This window comes from Luteimonas sp. 8-5, assembly GCF_029763755.1.
Taxonomy (GTDB): domain Bacteria; phylum Pseudomonadota; class Gammaproteobacteria; order Xanthomonadales; family Xanthomonadaceae; genus Cognatiluteimonas.
The window spans coordinates 26,877-42,189 of sequence record NZ_JARUVM010000005.1; the positions used below are offsets into that span (position 1 = coordinate 26,877).

Annotated in this window: 14 protein-coding genes; 12 read left to right on the forward strand and 2 right to left on the reverse strand. The window is 69.4% G+C overall.

Annotated elements, in window-relative coordinates:
* Positions 1-32 precede the first annotated feature (32 nt).
* The 4 genes from QAA18_RS01160 to QAA18_RS01175 all read left to right on the forward strand — a co-directional run bounded on the left by QAA18_RS01160 (position 33) and on the right by QAA18_RS01175 (position 5,617).
* On the forward strand, positions 33-749 hold the full coding sequence (locus QAA18_RS01160) for a lysophospholipid acyltransferase family protein (protein ID WP_279410399.1): 717 nt from the start codon (positions 33-35) through the stop codon (positions 747-749).
* Complete coding sequence (locus tag QAA18_RS01165) at positions 746-1,753, forward strand: alpha/beta fold hydrolase (RefSeq protein ID WP_279410375.1); 1,008 nt, start codon at positions 746-748, stop codon at positions 1,751-1,753. The genes QAA18_RS01160 and QAA18_RS01165 overlap by 4 nt, the downstream gene beginning before the upstream one ends.
* The gene (locus QAA18_RS01170) at positions 1,750-2,349 is read left to right on the forward strand and encodes a YbhB/YbcL family Raf kinase inhibitor-like protein (RefSeq protein WP_279410377.1); all 600 of its coding nucleotides are present in this window, start codon (positions 1,750-1,752) and stop codon (positions 2,347-2,349) included. Before QAA18_RS01165 ends, QAA18_RS01170 begins: the two co-directional genes overlap by 4 nt.
* Positions 2,350-2,428: 79 nt before the next feature.
* Complete coding sequence (locus QAA18_RS01175; protein ID WP_279410379.1) at positions 2,429-5,617, forward strand: autotransporter domain-containing protein; 3,189 nt, start codon at positions 2,429-2,431, stop codon at positions 5,615-5,617.
* A 6-nt stretch (positions 5,618-5,623) separates the two neighbouring features.
* Here QAA18_RS01175 and QAA18_RS01180 read toward each other — a convergent pair whose 3' ends face one another.
* Positions 5,624-6,424, reverse strand: coding sequence for an undecaprenyl-diphosphate phosphatase (locus tag QAA18_RS01180; protein WP_279410380.1), 801 nt, complete (start codon positions 6,422-6,424; stop codon positions 5,624-5,626).
* 265 nt (positions 6,425-6,689) lie between these two features.
* On the opposite strand from QAA18_RS01180, the gene glnA reads away from it, so the two are divergent.
* From glnA to QAA18_RS01220, 8 genes are all read left to right on the forward strand, one after another.
* Positions 6,690-8,102 (forward strand): type I glutamate--ammonia ligase, encoded by a 1,413-nt coding sequence (gene glnA, locus QAA18_RS01185; RefSeq protein WP_279410383.1) that lies wholly within the window; start codon positions 6,690-6,692, stop codon positions 8,100-8,102.
* Positions 8,103-8,113: 11 nt separating this feature from the next.
* On the forward strand, positions 8,114-8,674 hold the full coding sequence (locus QAA18_RS01190) for a GNAT family N-acetyltransferase (protein WP_279410385.1): 561 nt from the start codon (positions 8,114-8,116) through the stop codon (positions 8,672-8,674).
* Positions 8,671-9,459 (forward strand): N-acetylmuramoyl-L-alanine amidase, encoded by a 789-nt coding sequence (locus tag QAA18_RS01195; RefSeq protein WP_279410386.1) that lies wholly within the window; start codon positions 8,671-8,673, stop codon positions 9,457-9,459. Before QAA18_RS01190 ends, QAA18_RS01195 begins: the two co-directional genes overlap by 4 nt.
* Positions 9,449-10,312 (forward strand): AraC family transcriptional regulator, encoded by an 864-nt coding sequence (locus QAA18_RS01200; RefSeq protein ID WP_279410388.1) that lies wholly within the window; start codon positions 9,449-9,451, stop codon positions 10,310-10,312. Before QAA18_RS01195 ends, QAA18_RS01200 begins: the two co-directional genes overlap by 11 nt.
* 30 nt (positions 10,313-10,342) lie before the next feature.
* Positions 10,343-11,293, forward strand: a complete 951-nt coding sequence (locus QAA18_RS01205; protein WP_279410390.1) for a hypothetical protein — start codon at positions 10,343-10,345, stop codon at positions 11,291-11,293.
* A 27-nt stretch (positions 11,294-11,320) separates the two neighbouring features.
* Entirely contained in the window at positions 11,321-12,370 is a 1,050-nt protein-coding gene (locus tag QAA18_RS01210; RefSeq protein WP_279410392.1) for an ATP-binding protein, read from the forward strand.
* Positions 12,363-13,814 carry a nitrogen regulation protein NR(I) gene (ntrC, locus tag QAA18_RS01215; RefSeq protein WP_279410393.1) on the forward strand — a complete coding sequence of 484 codons (1,452 nt, stop codon included), beginning with the start codon at positions 12,363-12,365 and terminating at the stop codon, positions 13,812-13,814. The genes QAA18_RS01210 and ntrC overlap by 8 nt, the downstream gene beginning before the upstream one ends.
* A gap of 83 nt (positions 13,815-13,897) precedes the next feature.
* Positions 13,898-14,458: a superoxide dismutase family protein gene (locus QAA18_RS01220; protein ID WP_279410395.1), complete on the forward strand. Its 561-nt coding sequence runs from the start codon at positions 13,898-13,900 to the stop codon at positions 14,456-14,458.
* A gap of 52 nt (positions 14,459-14,510) precedes the next feature.
* Here the strand turns inward: QAA18_RS01220 and QAA18_RS01225 are convergent.
* A partial coding sequence (locus tag QAA18_RS01225) for a hypothetical protein (RefSeq protein ID WP_279410396.1) occupies positions 14,511-15,313 on the reverse strand: 803 nt, incomplete at its 5' end.

Sequence of the window (15,313 nt, forward strand, 5' to 3'; positions counted from 1 at the left end):
TGCGCTGGCTGCGTTACCTGTACCGCGTGCCGATGCTGGCCTGGCACGTGCTCGTCCACCTTCCCCTGGTCCTGCTGATGATGCTGCCTCCGTGGGGCCGCATCCGCCTGGGCGGGGAAACCCTCGAGTACCGCGTGATCCGGCTGTGGCAGGGCGGCTTGATGCGCGTGTTCGGGTTCCGCATGCGCCGCCGCGGCACGCCGCTGCCGGGCGCGACCATGTTCGTCGCCAACCACGTCAGCTGGGTCGACATCATCGCCCTGCACAGCCAGCGCATGATGGGTTTCGTCGCCAAGCGCGAAATCGCCGGCTGGCCGCTGATCGGCTGGATGGCGTCGCGCGGCGAGACCATCTTCCACCAGCGCGGCAACACCGAGTCGCTGGACGGCGTGATGCAGCAGATGCTGGCGCGGCTGCGCGAAGGGCGCTCGGTCGGCGTGTTCCCGGAAGGTCGCACCCGCAACGGTGCGGAGGTCGGGCCGTTCCACGCGCGCATCTTCACCGCCGCGGTTGAAGCCGCCGTGCCGGTGCAGCCGGTCGCGTTGCGCTACGGCAACAACGGCGACGCACAGCAGCTGGTCGCCTTCCGCCCGGGAGAACACTTCTTCGGCAACTTCGTGCGCCTGCTCGGCGAACCCCCGCGCGAGGCGGAAGCCTGCTTCCTCGAGCCGATCGCGCCGGGCAGCACCGACGGCCGGCGCCGCCTCGCCGAACTGGCGCGCGAGCGCATCGTCGCCGCGATGGGATGAACGCGGGCCGGTACCACGCACCATGGTGGCTGCGCAGCGGCCACGTGCAGACCTTGCTCGGTTCCAGTCCCTGGCGGCAGCGCCACGGCGCACGCGTCCTGGCCGCGACCGGCGCGGTGACCCGCATGCACCTGGTCGACGGCGGCGACGGCGTGCGCCTGCAGGGACTGCACAGCGTCCTGCCCGGGGTGCAGCCGCACGGCCTGGCGCTGCTGATGCATGGCTGGGAAGGCAGCGCCGAATCCGGCTACATGCGCCTGGCCGCGGCGCGGCTCCTGCAGCGCGGCTACGCGACATTCCGGCTCAACTTCCGCGACCACGGCGACAGCCACCACCTCAACGAGGCGATCTTCCATTCGGCGCGCATCGACGAGGTGGTGCAGGCCTCGCTCGACGTCGTGCGCAAGCTGTGGCCCGACGCGGGGCCGGATCGGCCGCTGGTGGCGGGCGGTTACTCCCTGGGCGGAAATTTCGCGCTGCGCCTGGCCCTGCGCGCGCCTGCCGCCGGATTGCCGCTGTCGACCGTGGCGGCGGTGTGCCCGGTGCTGGATCCGGCCGCGACGATGGCGGCCATGGAATCCGGATGGCGCTTCTACCAGCGCCACTTCGAGCGTCGCTGGCGTGGCTCGCTGCGGCGCAAGCGCGCGCTGTTCCCGCAGGTGCACGACTTCGACGACACCACCCTGCGCCTGGGCATGCGCGAACTCACCCGCTGGCTGGTCGAACGGCACACCGACTTCGGTACCCTGGAAAACTACTTCGACGGCTACTCGATCGCCGGCGACCGGCTCTCGCGGCTGGAGGTGCCGGCCCACATCCTCACGGCCGCGGACGATCCGGTGATTCCGGTTGCCGGTTTCCGCGCGCTGGCGTTGGCGCCGGATACGCGGCTGGAGATCGCGCCGCAGGGCGGGCACTGCGGCTTCCTGCATGGGGCCGGCCTGGACGGCCATGCCGAAGCCTGGATCGCCGATCGCCTCACCGCTGGTAATGTAGGGGCATGAAACTCCACAGCGACAGCTTCGACAATCGCGCCCCGATCCCGGCCGAATTCGCGCTCGGCGCGCCCGGCGGCTTCGGCGGCAACCGCAACCCGCACCTGGCCTGGGAGGACGTGCCCGAAGGCACGCGCTCGCTGGTGCTGATGTGCATCGACACCGATGCGCCGACCGATGCCTCGATGGCCGGGCGCGACGACGTGAAGATCCCGGTCGACATGCCGCGCACCGACTTCGTGCACTGGGTGATGGTCGACATCCCGGCCGACGTGCGCGGGATCGCCGCGGGTAGCTGCAGCGACGGGTTCGAGAAGGGCGGCAAGCGCGAGCCGAAGGGGCCGGCGGGCAGCCGCCAGGGCCGCAACGACTACACCGGCTGGTTCGCCGGCGACGCGGCGATGGCCGGCGAATACCTGGGCTACGACGGCCCGTACCCGCCGCCGAACGACCTGCGCACGCACCGTTACTTCTTCCGCCTGTTCGCGCTGGACGTGCCCCGGCTTGAGGTTCCGGCCGGCTTCACCGCGGGGCAGGCGTTCCGGGCCATGCAGGGCCACGTGCTGGCGGAAACGGCGATCCACGGGACCTACAGCCTGGCCTGATTCGATGGCCTGATCGGGCCTCGATGTGCGTCCTTGAATGGATGTGCAGCGGCAAATGGACGCCGCGGGGGATACCTGAATGCGTGCCACCTGGGTCCGGCGGCTCTGGCTGTCCTGCTTCCTGCTGTTGGCCTTCTGCGGTACTGCGCTGGCGCAGGTCTCGGTCACCATCTCCCCGGCGACGCTGGAAGACGGTGCCGTCGGGCTCGTCTACAGCGACACGTTCACCGCTTCGGGCGCGGTGCCGCCCTACACCTTCAGCGTCGCCTCCGGCGCGCTGCCGCCCGGGCTGGTCCTGGACGCCAACGGCGACCTGGGCGGCATTCCGACCACGGTCGGCGTCTACAGCTTCATGATCATGGCCGAGGATGCGGATGCGACCAGCAACGGCTTCGCGTCGTACACGGTCGAGATCTTCCCCGAGGCGACGATACAGCCCGACGAACTCGGCACGGCCCAGGTCGGCGTGCCGTACGAGCAGCAGGTGAGCGTGGTCGACGGCGGTGCGCCCAGTTATGTCTTCAGCATCCAGTCCGGCGCCCTGCCGTCGGGCATGTCCCTGGCCAGCGATGGCTGGATCACGGGCACACCCGATGTCGCCGGCGACGCCACCTTCACGATCCAGGCAACCCCGGGCTTCCTGGTGGACGAGCTGTTCGCGCCCACCGCCGCGCCCGTCGTCACCCTGACCCGCAGCTACACGATGTCGGTGGTGCCTGCGCCGATCATCGTCGCGCCGCCCGTGCTCCCCGACGCCACGCTGGGAAATGTCTACAACCAGACCATTACTGCCAGTGGCGGCACCGCACCCTATACCTTCACCGTCAGCGGCTCGCTGCCTCCAGGCCTGACCCTGTTGCCCAACGGCACTCTCGTCGGGACTCCAGGCGCCGTGGGCAGCTACCCGTTCGTCATCCACGCCACCGACTCGCTGGGCGCCACCGGCGGCCAGGCCTACAACATCTCCGTCGATCCCGAGGAGCTCAGGCTGGCCGGAGGCAATCCGCCCAACGGCACCGTGGACGTGCCTTATTCGCACGACCTGCAAGCCACCGGCGGTTGGCCGCCCTACTACTTCTACGCGGAAACCGGGCTGCCGCCCGGACTCCAGCTGGAAGAGGACGGCGAATTGCACGGCACGCCGGAATCGGCGGGAACCTATCCGTTCGAGGTCTATGTATACGACGGCAGCGAAGCGTCGGACAGCCGCATCTACACGATCGTCATCGAAGACACGTTGCCGGTCGCCGTCGACGACGAAGCCGAGACGCCGTCGGGGCAGGCGGTGGCCATCGCGGTCACCGCCAACGACAGCGGCGAGTTCGACTCGGTCGCCATCGCCTCTTCGCCGACGCACGGCAGCGTTTCCGTCGACGCGCTGGAGGTCGGGTACCAGCCGGCGGAAGGCTTCATCGGCGACGACAGCTTCACCTACACGCTGTCCGGTCCGGGCGGAACGTCCTCCCCGGCCACAGTGGTCGTGCACGTGCTGGCGCCCGCAGCGCCGGTGGCGGTCGACGACGAGGCCACGACACCGGCGGGCCAGGCAGTAACCATCGCGGTCACGGCCAACGACAGCGGCGCGTTCGACACGATCGCCATTGCATCGTCGCCGGCGCATGGCAGCGTCGCGCTCGACGGGCTGGAGGTCGAGTACCAGCCCGCCGGCACCTACGTCGGCGACGACAGCTTCACCTACACGCTGTCCGGTCCGGGTGGGACGTCGTCGCCGGCCACGGTCGTGGTCCATGTCGACGCACTGCCGGCGCCGGTCGGGGTTCCGCAGGCGCTCACCACGCAGGCGGGCGTGCCGGTTTCGTTCGACGCGGCTGCCGGCGCCAGTGGCGGGCCGATCACCGCGGTCGCGATCGTCGAATCCCCGACGAGCGGCAGCGCGATGGTTGCCGGCACGCACATCGAGTACACGCCTGCCGTGGATGCGGCCGCCGGCACGGTCATTCCGGTGACCTATACGCTGGCCAACGCGTATGGCATCTCCGCTCCGGTGACCTCGACGATCACCATCGAGGCCGCACCGCTGGTACTGCCCACGGCGACGGCGCTCGAAGCCACGACCGAGCGCGGCGTCCCGGTCGGCGTCGAACTCACCACCGGCGCCACCGGCGGTCCCTTCATCGCTGCAGACGTGCTTTCGCTGTCGCCGCTGGGTTCGGGAACGGCTGCGGTGGCTTCGTCGCCGGTCGGCTACCGCCTCACCTTCACACCGGCCGAGGATTTCATCGGCGTCGCCGTTGTCAGCTTCACCCTCGACAATGCGGACGGCACGTCCGAGCCGGCGACGGTGACCATCACCGTGACCGAGCGCGCCAGCCCGGCCGACGATCCCGAGGTCGGCGGCCTCACCGGCGCCCAGGTGCAAGTGGTGCGCAGCTTCGCCAGCTCGCAGATCCTCAACGTGATCAACCGCCTGGAATCGCTGCACGAGCCCGGCAAGCCGCTGAGCTTCTGGATCGGCGGATCCATCCGCAAGGGCGATTCCCCCGGCCGCGAATTCGAAACCTCGGGCATGAGCGGCGGCGCCGACTACCGCTTCAGCGACAAGTTCGCCTTCGGCGGCGGCCTGGGCTACGGCCGCGACCGCACCATGACCGGCAACAAGGGCAGCCGTTCGGATGCGACCGCGAAGACGGGCATGGGTTACGCCAGCTACCGACCGTCGCTGCCGTGGTTCATCGACATGGTCAGCGGTTACCAGCGCATCACCTTCCAGCTGCGCCGCTTCGTCACCGACACCGGCGACATGCTGGAGGCGCCGCGCGACGGCACCCAAGCCTTCAGCTCGTGGTCCAGCGGCTACGAGAAGAAGGGCGACAAGTGGGTGTTCTCCACCTACGGCCGCATGGATGTCGCCCAGGCCAAGCTCGACGAGTACAGCGAGAACGGCGATCCGCTGCATGCGCTGAGTTTCGGCGAGCAGTCGATCGAGACCCGCACCAGCACGGTGGGCGTGCGCGGCAAGTACAAGCGCAAGATTCCCTGGGGCACGCTGGAGCCGAGGTTCCGGGTGGAGCTGCAGCGCGATTTCCACGACGAGAGCGGCGCGGCGATCTCCTATTCGGACCTGCAGTCCGGGCCGGTATACGTGCTGCCCGGCGAGGAACTGGATCGCAGCCGCTACATCATCGAGATCGGCACCATCTTCAAGTCACGCTGGGGCTTCGTGATGCGCCTGGACTACCGCGGCGTGCGCGGGGGCATGTACGACGACGACAACGCCATCATGTTCAGCTTCCAGGACGATCACTGACGACGGCTATGCGAACGCCAGCAGCGCCGCGCCCAGGCCGAACCGGTAGATCGCGAACGCGGTGAACCGGTTCGACTGGATGTAGCGCAGCAGCCATTTCACCGAAACGAAGGCGGTGACCGCCGAGGCGACGAAGGCGACCGCGAGCGCGTTCCAGTCCTCGCCGGCCAGGCCGCCTTCGGCATACAGCTCCACCACTTCGTAGCCGGTGGCCGCGAACATGGTCGGGATACCGACCAGGAACGCGAACTCGGTGGCCGCGGCGCGGTTGGTGATGCCGAACAGCAGCGCGACGAAGATCGTCGCCGCCGAACGCGAGGTGCCGGGGAACACGCCCGCCACCACCTGCGCCACGCCCACCAGCACCGCCACCAGCCAGGTGATGTCGGCGCGCTCGCCCAGGATCGAGGCGCGCCTGGCGGCGAAGTGTTCGGCCGCCAGCATCCAGGCACCGCCCAGGACCAGCGCCCACGCAATCGGCGCCACCGCATCGTCGAGCTGCCAACCCGCGGCCTTGACCGCCAGGCCAAGCACGGCGGTGACGCCGAAGGCCACGGCGAGCTTGAAGGCGTAGTCGCGGTTGCCGCGCTCGCGAAAGCCCGCCAGCAACTGCCACAGCCGCTGCCGGTAGACCAGCACCACGGCCAGGATCGCGCCGGCCTGGATGGCGACGTTGAACAGGTCGCTGCGCGCGCCCAGCCAGCGTCCCGCCAGCAGCAGGTGCCCGGTGCTGGAGATCGGCAGGAACTCGGTGACGCCTTCGATGATGCCGAGCAACAGGGCAGCGAGGAGGGAGTTGGGATCCATGCGGAAGACGGGGAATGAGGGGAATGGGGAATGAGGGGAGTGGAGAGCTTAACGTGATCGAGTGGCTGCTCCTTCATGGTGCAACCCGCTGGATAAAGCGCCATTATGGTGCATTCAGGGGCCGGGCCGTCCCGCATTTTCCAGGCAGGACAATGACTTGGCTCCAAGCCAAGTGTGGCACGCCCCTTGCGTATCGGATGCCAGAACACCGCCATTCCCCATTCCCCTCATTCCCCATTCCCCGTTCCAGCCTCCGGAGCCCGCCATGTCCACCTACGAGACCGTCGAAAAACTCATCAAGGACCACAAGGTCGAATTCATCGACCTGCGCTTTGCCGACATGCGCGGCGTGCAGCACCACGTGACGTTCCCGAAGTCGATCGTCGACGCCTCGCTGTTCGAGGACGGCAAGATGTTCGACGGCTCCTCGATCAGCGGCTGGCGCGGCATCCACCAGTCGGACATGGTGCTGCTGCCCGACCCGGCCACTGCGTTCCTTGATCCGTTCACCGCCGATCCGACCCTGGTGCTGACCTGCGACATCCTCGACCCGACGACGATGCAGGCCTACACCCGCGACCCGCGCGGCATCGCCAAGCGCGCCGAGGCCTTCCTCAAGTCCAGCGGCATCGCCGAGCAGGCGTTCTTCGGCCCGGAGCCGGAGTTCTTCATCTTCGACTCGGTGCGCTACGGCAACGACATGGGCCACACCTTCTTCCACATCGATTCGGAAGAGGCGCACTGGAACTCCGCCAAGGAGTACGCCGGCGGCAACAGCGGCTATCGCCCGGGCATCAAGGGCGGATACTTCCCGGTCGCGCCGCTGGATTCGCTGCACGACCTGCGCGCGGAGATGTGCAAGACGCTCGAGCAGGTCGGCATCGAGGTCGAGGTCCACCACCACGAGGTCGCGAACGCCGGCCAGTGCGAGATCGGCACCCGCTTCAATACGCTGGTGCAGAAGGCCGACGAGCTGCTGACGATGAAGTACATCATCAAGAACGTCGCCTTCCGCAACGGCAAGACCGCGACCTTCATGCCCAAGCCGATCGTCGGCGACAACGGCAGCGGCATGCACGTGCACCAGTCGCTGGCCAAGGGCGGCGCCAACCTGTTCACCGGCGACGGCTACGGCGGCCTGTCGCAGATGGCCCTCTGGTACATCGGCGGCATCTTCAAGCACGCACGTGCGATCAACGCGTTCGCCAACTCGACCACGAATTCGTACAAGCGCCTGGTTCCGGGTTTCGAGGCGCCGGTGATGCTGGCGTACTCGGCGTCCAACCGCTCCGCGTCGTGCCGGATCCCCTACGTGGCGAACCCGAAGGCGCGCCGCATCGAGATCCGCTTTCCCGATCCGATGAACTCCGGCTACCTGACCTTCGCCGCGCTGATGATGGCGGGGCTGGACGGCATCCGGAACCAGATCGATCCCGGCGCGCCGTCGGACAAGGACCTGTACGACCTGCCGCCCGAGGAAGAAAAGAACATCCCGACCGTGTGCCACTCGCTCGACCAGGCGCTGGAAGCGCTGGACAAGGATCGCGAGTTCCTCAAGGCCGGCGGCGTGTTCACCGACGACTTCATCGACGCCTACATCGGCCTGAAGATGAAGGAAGTGACCGCGTTCCGCGCCGCGACCCATCCGCTCGAGTACCAGATGTACTACGCGATCTAGGCCACGCGCCGATGCGTGGCGAGCTTGCCGGCATCGCGATCCGCATCGCCCGACCGGGCGATGCGGATGCCATTGCCGCGATCTACAACCACTACGTCGCGGGCAGCGTCGCGACTTTCGAACTGGCGGAGGTAGCGGCAGCGGAAATGGCCGCCCGGATCGCGGAAGTCGCATCGCACGGGTTGCCCTGGATCGTCGCCGGGGAGGGTTCGCGGATCCTCGGCTACGCCTATGCAGGCCGCTGGCGAACACGCGCGGGCTATCGCCACAGCGTGGAAACCTCGATCTACCTGGCGCCGGATGCGACCGGCCGTGGCCTGGGCGTGGCGCTGTACGACCACCTGCTGGCGATGCTGCCTCCGCTCGGCGTGCGTGCGGTGATCGGCGGCATCGCGCTGCCCAACCCCGCATCAGAGGCCCTGCACCAGCGTCTTGGCTTCGAGCCCGTGGCGCGATTCCGCGAGGTGGGCCTGAAGTTCGGGCAATGGATCGACGTTGCCTACTGGCAACGCTGCCTGCCCGCTGGAGGGAGCTTGCAATCGGCGGCCGCGGAGGTTGCAATGCGGGCATGAATGCCCGACTGCTCGTCGTCCTCGCCGCCGCGGCGCTGCTCGCGGCCTGTACCCACGCACCGCCGCGCAGCCCGATCGCGCAATGGGTGCCGTCGCCGAACTACGACGCGCGGCGGCCGAACCTGATCGTGATCCACGCCACCGAGGAAGGTTCGGCGGAGCAGGCGCTCGACACCCTGCGCACCGCCAACAGCGGCGGCCCGGTGAGTGCGCACTACCTGGTCGGCAAGGACGGCACCATCTACCAGCTCGTCGCCGATGCGCATCGCGCCTGGCAGGCGGGCGCGGGCGCATGGGGCACGATCAACGAGCTCAACTCCGCATCGATCGGCATCGAGCTCGACAACGACGGCGAGACCCCGTTCGAGCCTGCGCTCATCGACTCGCTGATCCGCCTGCTCGACGACCTGTGCACGCGCCTCAACATCCCGCGCGACGCGATCATCGCCCACGCCGACCTCGCGCCCGCACGCAAGCGCGATCCCGGCTTCCGCTTCCCCTGGAAGCAGCTCGCCGACGCGGGCTTTGGCCGCTGGCCGCAAGGAGAACTGGTCGACCCGCCGGAAGGCTTCGACCCGTGGATGGCCCTGCGCGTGCTCGGCTATCCGTTGCACATCGACAAGTCGCCCGGCTACAAGGACACGGTGCGCGCCTTCCATCGCCACTACCGCGGCGACGAGAACGACGTCCTCGACGCCGAGGACGCGCGGATCCTTTACGCGCTGACCAGGCTTCCCGACCAGGATCCCATGCCCTCCACGGAAGCGGCCGGCGATGGCCCATGACGGACCGTTGCTGGCGACCGATACGGTCACCGTCCGCGATATCCGCTGTTGCGCCCCGCGGGGCGGGTGTGGTGCCGAGCGGGGCGACGAAGGCGCGCATATCGCGCTCGTGAGGCGCGGCGTCTTCGCCTACCACCCGGGAAGCCGCCGCTACCAGGCCGATCCCGGCACTGCCCTGTTCCATTGCCCCCGCCACGGCTACCGGATATCGCATCCCGCCGACGGCGGCGATCGCTGCACCACCATCGCCTGTGCCCCGGGCATCGAGGAAGAGGTCTTCGGCCGCCACGCGCTTGAGGGGCGGCGAGTGGAGTTCGCGGTGGCGCCGAGGGCACAGTGGGCGCACCTCAGGCTCTGCCGGGAACTCGCGCAGCCGGCGCGCGACCGGATCGACGCGGAGGAACGGACCCTCGAACTGATCGCGCTCCTGCGCACCTCGCCGCCCGTTCCGCTGCGAGGGACGGCGGCAGGACGCCGTCTCGCGCGGCAGGTCGACGATGCCAGGCTCCTGCTGGGCACTTCCCTGGAGTGCAACCTCGATATCGGTGTCGTTGCACGAAGCGTGGGGTTGTCGCCCTTCCACCTGATGCGCAGCTTCCGGGCATGCACGGGGCAGACGATGCGCGGCTATCGCCGGCGCCTGCGCGTGGCCGCCGTACTCGATCGACTGGACGAAGGCGACGACGACCTGACCCGGATCGCCCTGGATGCCGGTTTCGCCAGCCATAGCCACATGGACGCGGCCTTTAGCCGTGAACTGGGCCTTGCGCCTGCGGCGGCGCGCGACCGGCCGAGGGCGTCGCGCAGCGCCACGCGCACGTTTCTGCAAGCCACGCGGCCACCCTCCCGCTAAGTTGCGCTTTTCCGACAACGAGGCGTCTCCATGATGCTTGCCGGCCTGGCACTGGCGATCGCGTTGGCTTCCGCGCAACATGCCGAACTGTTCGGCACGGGTGTGTTCTCCACCGGTCACGACGACGCCCACATCACCTTCGCCCGGGATGGTCGCACGGCGTATTTCCTTCGCGATTCGCCCGACTTCGCCCACTGGACGACGCTGGTCAGCCACTTCCGCGACGGCCGCTGGCAGCCTGCGGAGGTCGCTCCGTTCAGCGGTCGCTTCAACGACGCCGATGTCTTCGTCGACTTCGACGGCGACAGGATGCTTTTCATCTCCAACCGCCCGGTCGAGGGCAACAAGCCGCGTCCCGACACCGAGATCTGGGAGATGCGACGCACGGACGACGGCTGGGGCCCGCCCCGCCACGTGGCGGAACTCGGCAGTCCCGGCACCGACTGGTTTCCCGTCATGACCCGGGACGGATGGCTGGACTTCGGTTCGGAGCGCGAAGGCGGCCATGGCAAGAGCGACCTGTGGCGCGCGCGCTGGAACGGCGAACGGTTCCTGCCGGCCGAGAACCTCGGCCCGGCGATCAACACCGCCGACCAGGAGATCGAAGCTTTTGTCGATCCGGATGGGCGCTATCTCATCTTCGCGGCGAAAGGCAGGGTGCCAGGTGCAGGCGAATACGACCTGTACGTGACCTACCGCTGCGCGGCAACCTGGAGCCAGCCGCGGGCGCTGGGCGCCGGCGTCAATTCGGAAGGCTGGGATTTCGGACCCCGGATCGGCCCCGATGGAAAGTACCTGTACTTCACCAGCAATCGCAGCACCTTCCGCGAGGAGGCACGGCGCTACGACATGGCAACCCTGGAACGGCGCCTCTCGAGTCCCGGGAACGGGCTGCGCGACATCTACAGGGTGGCCGTTGATGCGCTCGGGCTCGTCGATGCCGGCAATCCTTGTCCCGCATCGCTTGACGAGCCGCACTGACCCCGGGGCTTGCACTATATTGGTGCAATGCCCGATCCCGCCGACTTCGATGCCCTGACCACCCCGATCGCCTGGAGCGGGGCGGATGGGCATGTCACCGGCGCCAACCTGGCGTTCGGGCGATGGTTGGGGGTGGCCGCGCGACGGTTGCACGGGCTGCCCTTGGCGGCGCTGGAGGCGGATGGCGCACGGCTGGCGAGCTGGCTCGCCGCGCCCGACGGCGAGGAAGCCAGGCTGCGTCGCCTCGCCTTCGCATTCCCCGGCAATCCGCCGCGCTTCGCCGACGCGGTGCTGTCGCCGCGCGAGGACGGCGGCTGGTGGCTGGAGGCGCACCCGGTCGACGAATTCCCCGGCGAGGATCCGGCCCTCGCCTTGCCCGGTGCGCTGGCCGCGGCACTGAAGGGCCTGGCGCACGAACTGCGCAATCCGCTGGCCGGCCTCAAGGGTGCGGCGCAACTGCTGGCGCGCCGCGCGGATGCGCGACCGGACAACGACGAGGAACGCGAACTGATCGGGCTGATCGGTTCGGAGGTCGATCGCCTGGCCGCGCTGCTCGACCGGTTGTTGTCGCCGGCACCGCCGCGGCCGCATGCGCCGCTCAACATCCATGCGGTACTGGAGCGCGTGTTGCGCCTGGCCGAAAGCGACGCGGGCTGGGCGGTGCGCCTGGCGCGCGACTACGACCCGAGCCTGCCCGACGTCTCCGGCGACGAGGATCGCCTGACGCAGGCCGTCTGGAACCTGGTACGCAACGCGATCGAGGCCGGCGCGGCCAACGTGACCCTGCGCACCCGCGCCGAGCACGGCGTGCGCATCGGCGACGCCGCGCATGCGCTGGCGCTGCGGCTGGAGATCGTCGACGACGGCCGCGGCGTGCCCGAGGAACTGGCCGAGCAGGTGTTCCTGCCGCTGGTCAGTGGTCGCGCCGAGGGCAGTGGACTGGGGCTGGCACTGGCGCAGCAGGTGGCGCGCGAGCATCGCGGCTCGCTCGCCTACCGGTCGCGGCCGGGGCATACGGTGTTCACGCTGCTGTTGCCGTTCGACGATGCCGATGCGGAAGGAGCGGGCGATGAGTGACACGGCAACGGTGTGGGTGGTCGACGACGACCGTGGCGTGCGCTTCGTGCTGGCCACCGCATTGCGCGAGGCCGGCTACGCGGTGCGCGGATTCGAGTCGGCGCAGGATGCGCTGGACGCCCTCGGCGACGGCGTTCCCGGCCTCGTGTTCACCGACGTGCGCATGCCCGGCGACGACGGCATCGCACTGCTGCGCAAGCTCAAGGCCGCGCATCCATCGGTGCCGGTCATCGTGATGTCGGCCTATACCGACGTGGCGAGCACGGCCGGCGCGTTCCGCGGCGGCGCCTGGGAATTCCTGTCCAAGCCCTTCGACCTGGATCGCGCGGTCGAGTTGGCCGCGCGGGTGTTGCCGGCGAGCGGCAACGGCAGCGCGGCTGCAGTGGCACGACCCGCTGCCGCGTCCGCATCCGCGCCCGCACCGCAGGAAGCAGAACTTGTCGGCGATTCGGCCGCCATGCGCGCGGTGTTCCGCAGCATCGGCAAGCTGGCGCAGGTGCCGCTGTCGGTGCTGGTGACCGGCGAGACCGGCACGGGCAAGGAGTTGGTGGCACGCGCGCTGCATCGCGAGTCGCCGCGCGCAGGCAAGCCGTTCATCGCCCTCAACACCGCTGCGATCCCGGCCGAACTGCTGGAGTCGGAACTGTTCGGACACGAAGCCGGCGCGTTCACCGGCGCCAGCAAGCGGCATGTCGGGCGCTTCGAACAGGCCGACGGCGGCACGCTGTTCCTGGACGAGATCGGCGACATGCCGCTGCCGCTGCAGGTGCGCCTGCTGCGGGTGCTGGCCGAGGGCGAGTTCTTCCGCGTCGGCGGCCGCGAGCTGATCGAGGTCGACGTGCGCGTGATTGCCGCCACCCACCAGCCGCTCGAACGCCTGGTCGACGAGGGCCGCTTCCGCTCCGACCTGTTGCACCGCCTCGACGTGGTACGCCTGCAGTTGCCGCCGTTGCGCGAGCGGCTTCAAGACGTGCCGCTGCTGGCGCAATGCTTCCTGCAGATGGCGGCGCGCCGCCTCGGCACGCCGGCCAGGCGCCTGGATGCGGGCGCGATCGAACGCCTGCGTGCGCACCACTGGCCCGGCAACGTGCGCGAGCTGGAGAACGCCTGCTGGCGCCTGGCCGCGCTGGCACCGGACGAGCGCGTTGGCGCCGCGGAAGTCGATGCGTTGGCCGGGCTGGGCACGCGCCACGTCGCCAGCACGAGCGCTGCCGGCGGCGTGGCGTGGGAAGCCGCGCTGGGCGAATGGGCGCGCGCGCGCCTGGCCGGGGACGCACAGGACCTGTACGGCGAAGCGCGGGAGCGCATGGAACGGATCCTGTTCGACGCCGCGCTCGAATCCACCGGCGGCCATCGTGGCGACGCCGCTGCACGCCTCGGCCTTGGCCGCAACACGCTCACCCGCCGCCTGGGAAGAAAGCAAAAAGGGGACGGAGGTAATTAAGCGCGCGTGCGTTTACGGAAACCTTCACAATACGGGGCGCTTAATTACCTCCGTCCCCTTTTTGTTTCTTCAGGAGAATCGCCATGCGCATCGCACCGCTCTCGTTGATCGCCTTTGCCACGCTCGGCGTTGCCGCCTGCGGAACCACGCCGGACCAGCCCGCGCCGGAGCCCGAGGCGCCGGTGGTGCAGCGCGACGCCGTGGCCAACCTGGCCGCTGCTTCCGGCAGCCTGGTCAGCGGACGCCTGCAGGTAATGACCATGGGCGCCAACGCGATCCACATTGCCGGCGACATCGGGGGCCTGGAACCGGGCAGCGCGCACGGCTTCCACGTGCACGAACACGGCGACTGCAGCGCGGCCGATGCCAGCAGCGCCGGCGGCCACTTCAATCCGGCCGGCAATCCGCACGGACGCATGGACGAAGGCGCGCACCACGCGGGCGACATCGACAACATCGTCGCCGATGCCGATGGCGTCGCCCACGTCAACATGCACGTACCGGGCATGACGCTGGGCACCGGCGCCGCGAACGACGCCGCGGGCCGCGCCATCATCGTCCACGCCGATCCGGACGACTACACCAGCCAGCCTTCCGGCAACGCCGGCAAGCGCATCGCCTGCGGCGTCATCACCGTCCTGTAGCGGCTGTTGCCGCGGCAGGCAACAGCCCGCTCGCGTGCAGGGCGCCGTGCTCCTACAGGTCGGGCGTGTCGCTGGCGCCGCAGTGGGCGAAGGTGACCGGCACGGCGTGCGCGCCGAGCACCGCGGCGAACTGCCGCTGGCGCAACTGGAAGTGTTCGAAGCGGCGTTCCAGGCGGGCGTCGTCATCGACGCCTGCCTGGTGTTGCGGCGCGTAGCGCGCCGCCCACGCGGCGGGCGAGAACAATGCGATGCGCACTTCGCCATCGCTGAAATGCGCGAGCGGTTCCGGCGGCGCGTCCAGCCATTCTTCCGCATCGGGCGCGAGCAGGGCGGCTTCCAGCAATGGCCACAGCGGCGCGAGGCCGGCATGTTCGTACTGCAGTGCCGTCATCGCCAGCAGGTCGTGCAGGGTGAGGTAGCGCGCATGCTCGACCCGCAGGCCGAACAGCTCCTGCGCCAGCAGCGCGGTGTCGGCGCCGGCCATGCCGGTCTCGACCAGGTCGATTTCGAACGCGTCGCCGACACGTGCGGTCGCGCCGGGATCGCCGCCGAGCACGAACGGCACCAGCCGCAACAGGCCGCCCGCGTATTCGGATGAAGGCGCCAGGATCCCGGGCAGCTGGCCGTCGCGGGCGCCGAAGGCGACGATCCGGCCCCCGGGAGCGGAGCGGTCGCCCGGCGCTCGCGCGGCGAGCTGGTCGAGCTCGCGGTGCAACGGCCAGCCGCGGCGCAGCAGTTCCACCGGGTCGTAGTGCGCGCCGACCAGGGCGAGCTCGAGCTCCGCCGCCTCGGCGTTGAAGCGGGCGAGGTCGGCGGCCATGCGTTCGCCCAGCTTGCCGGCGCCGGCCTGGTCGA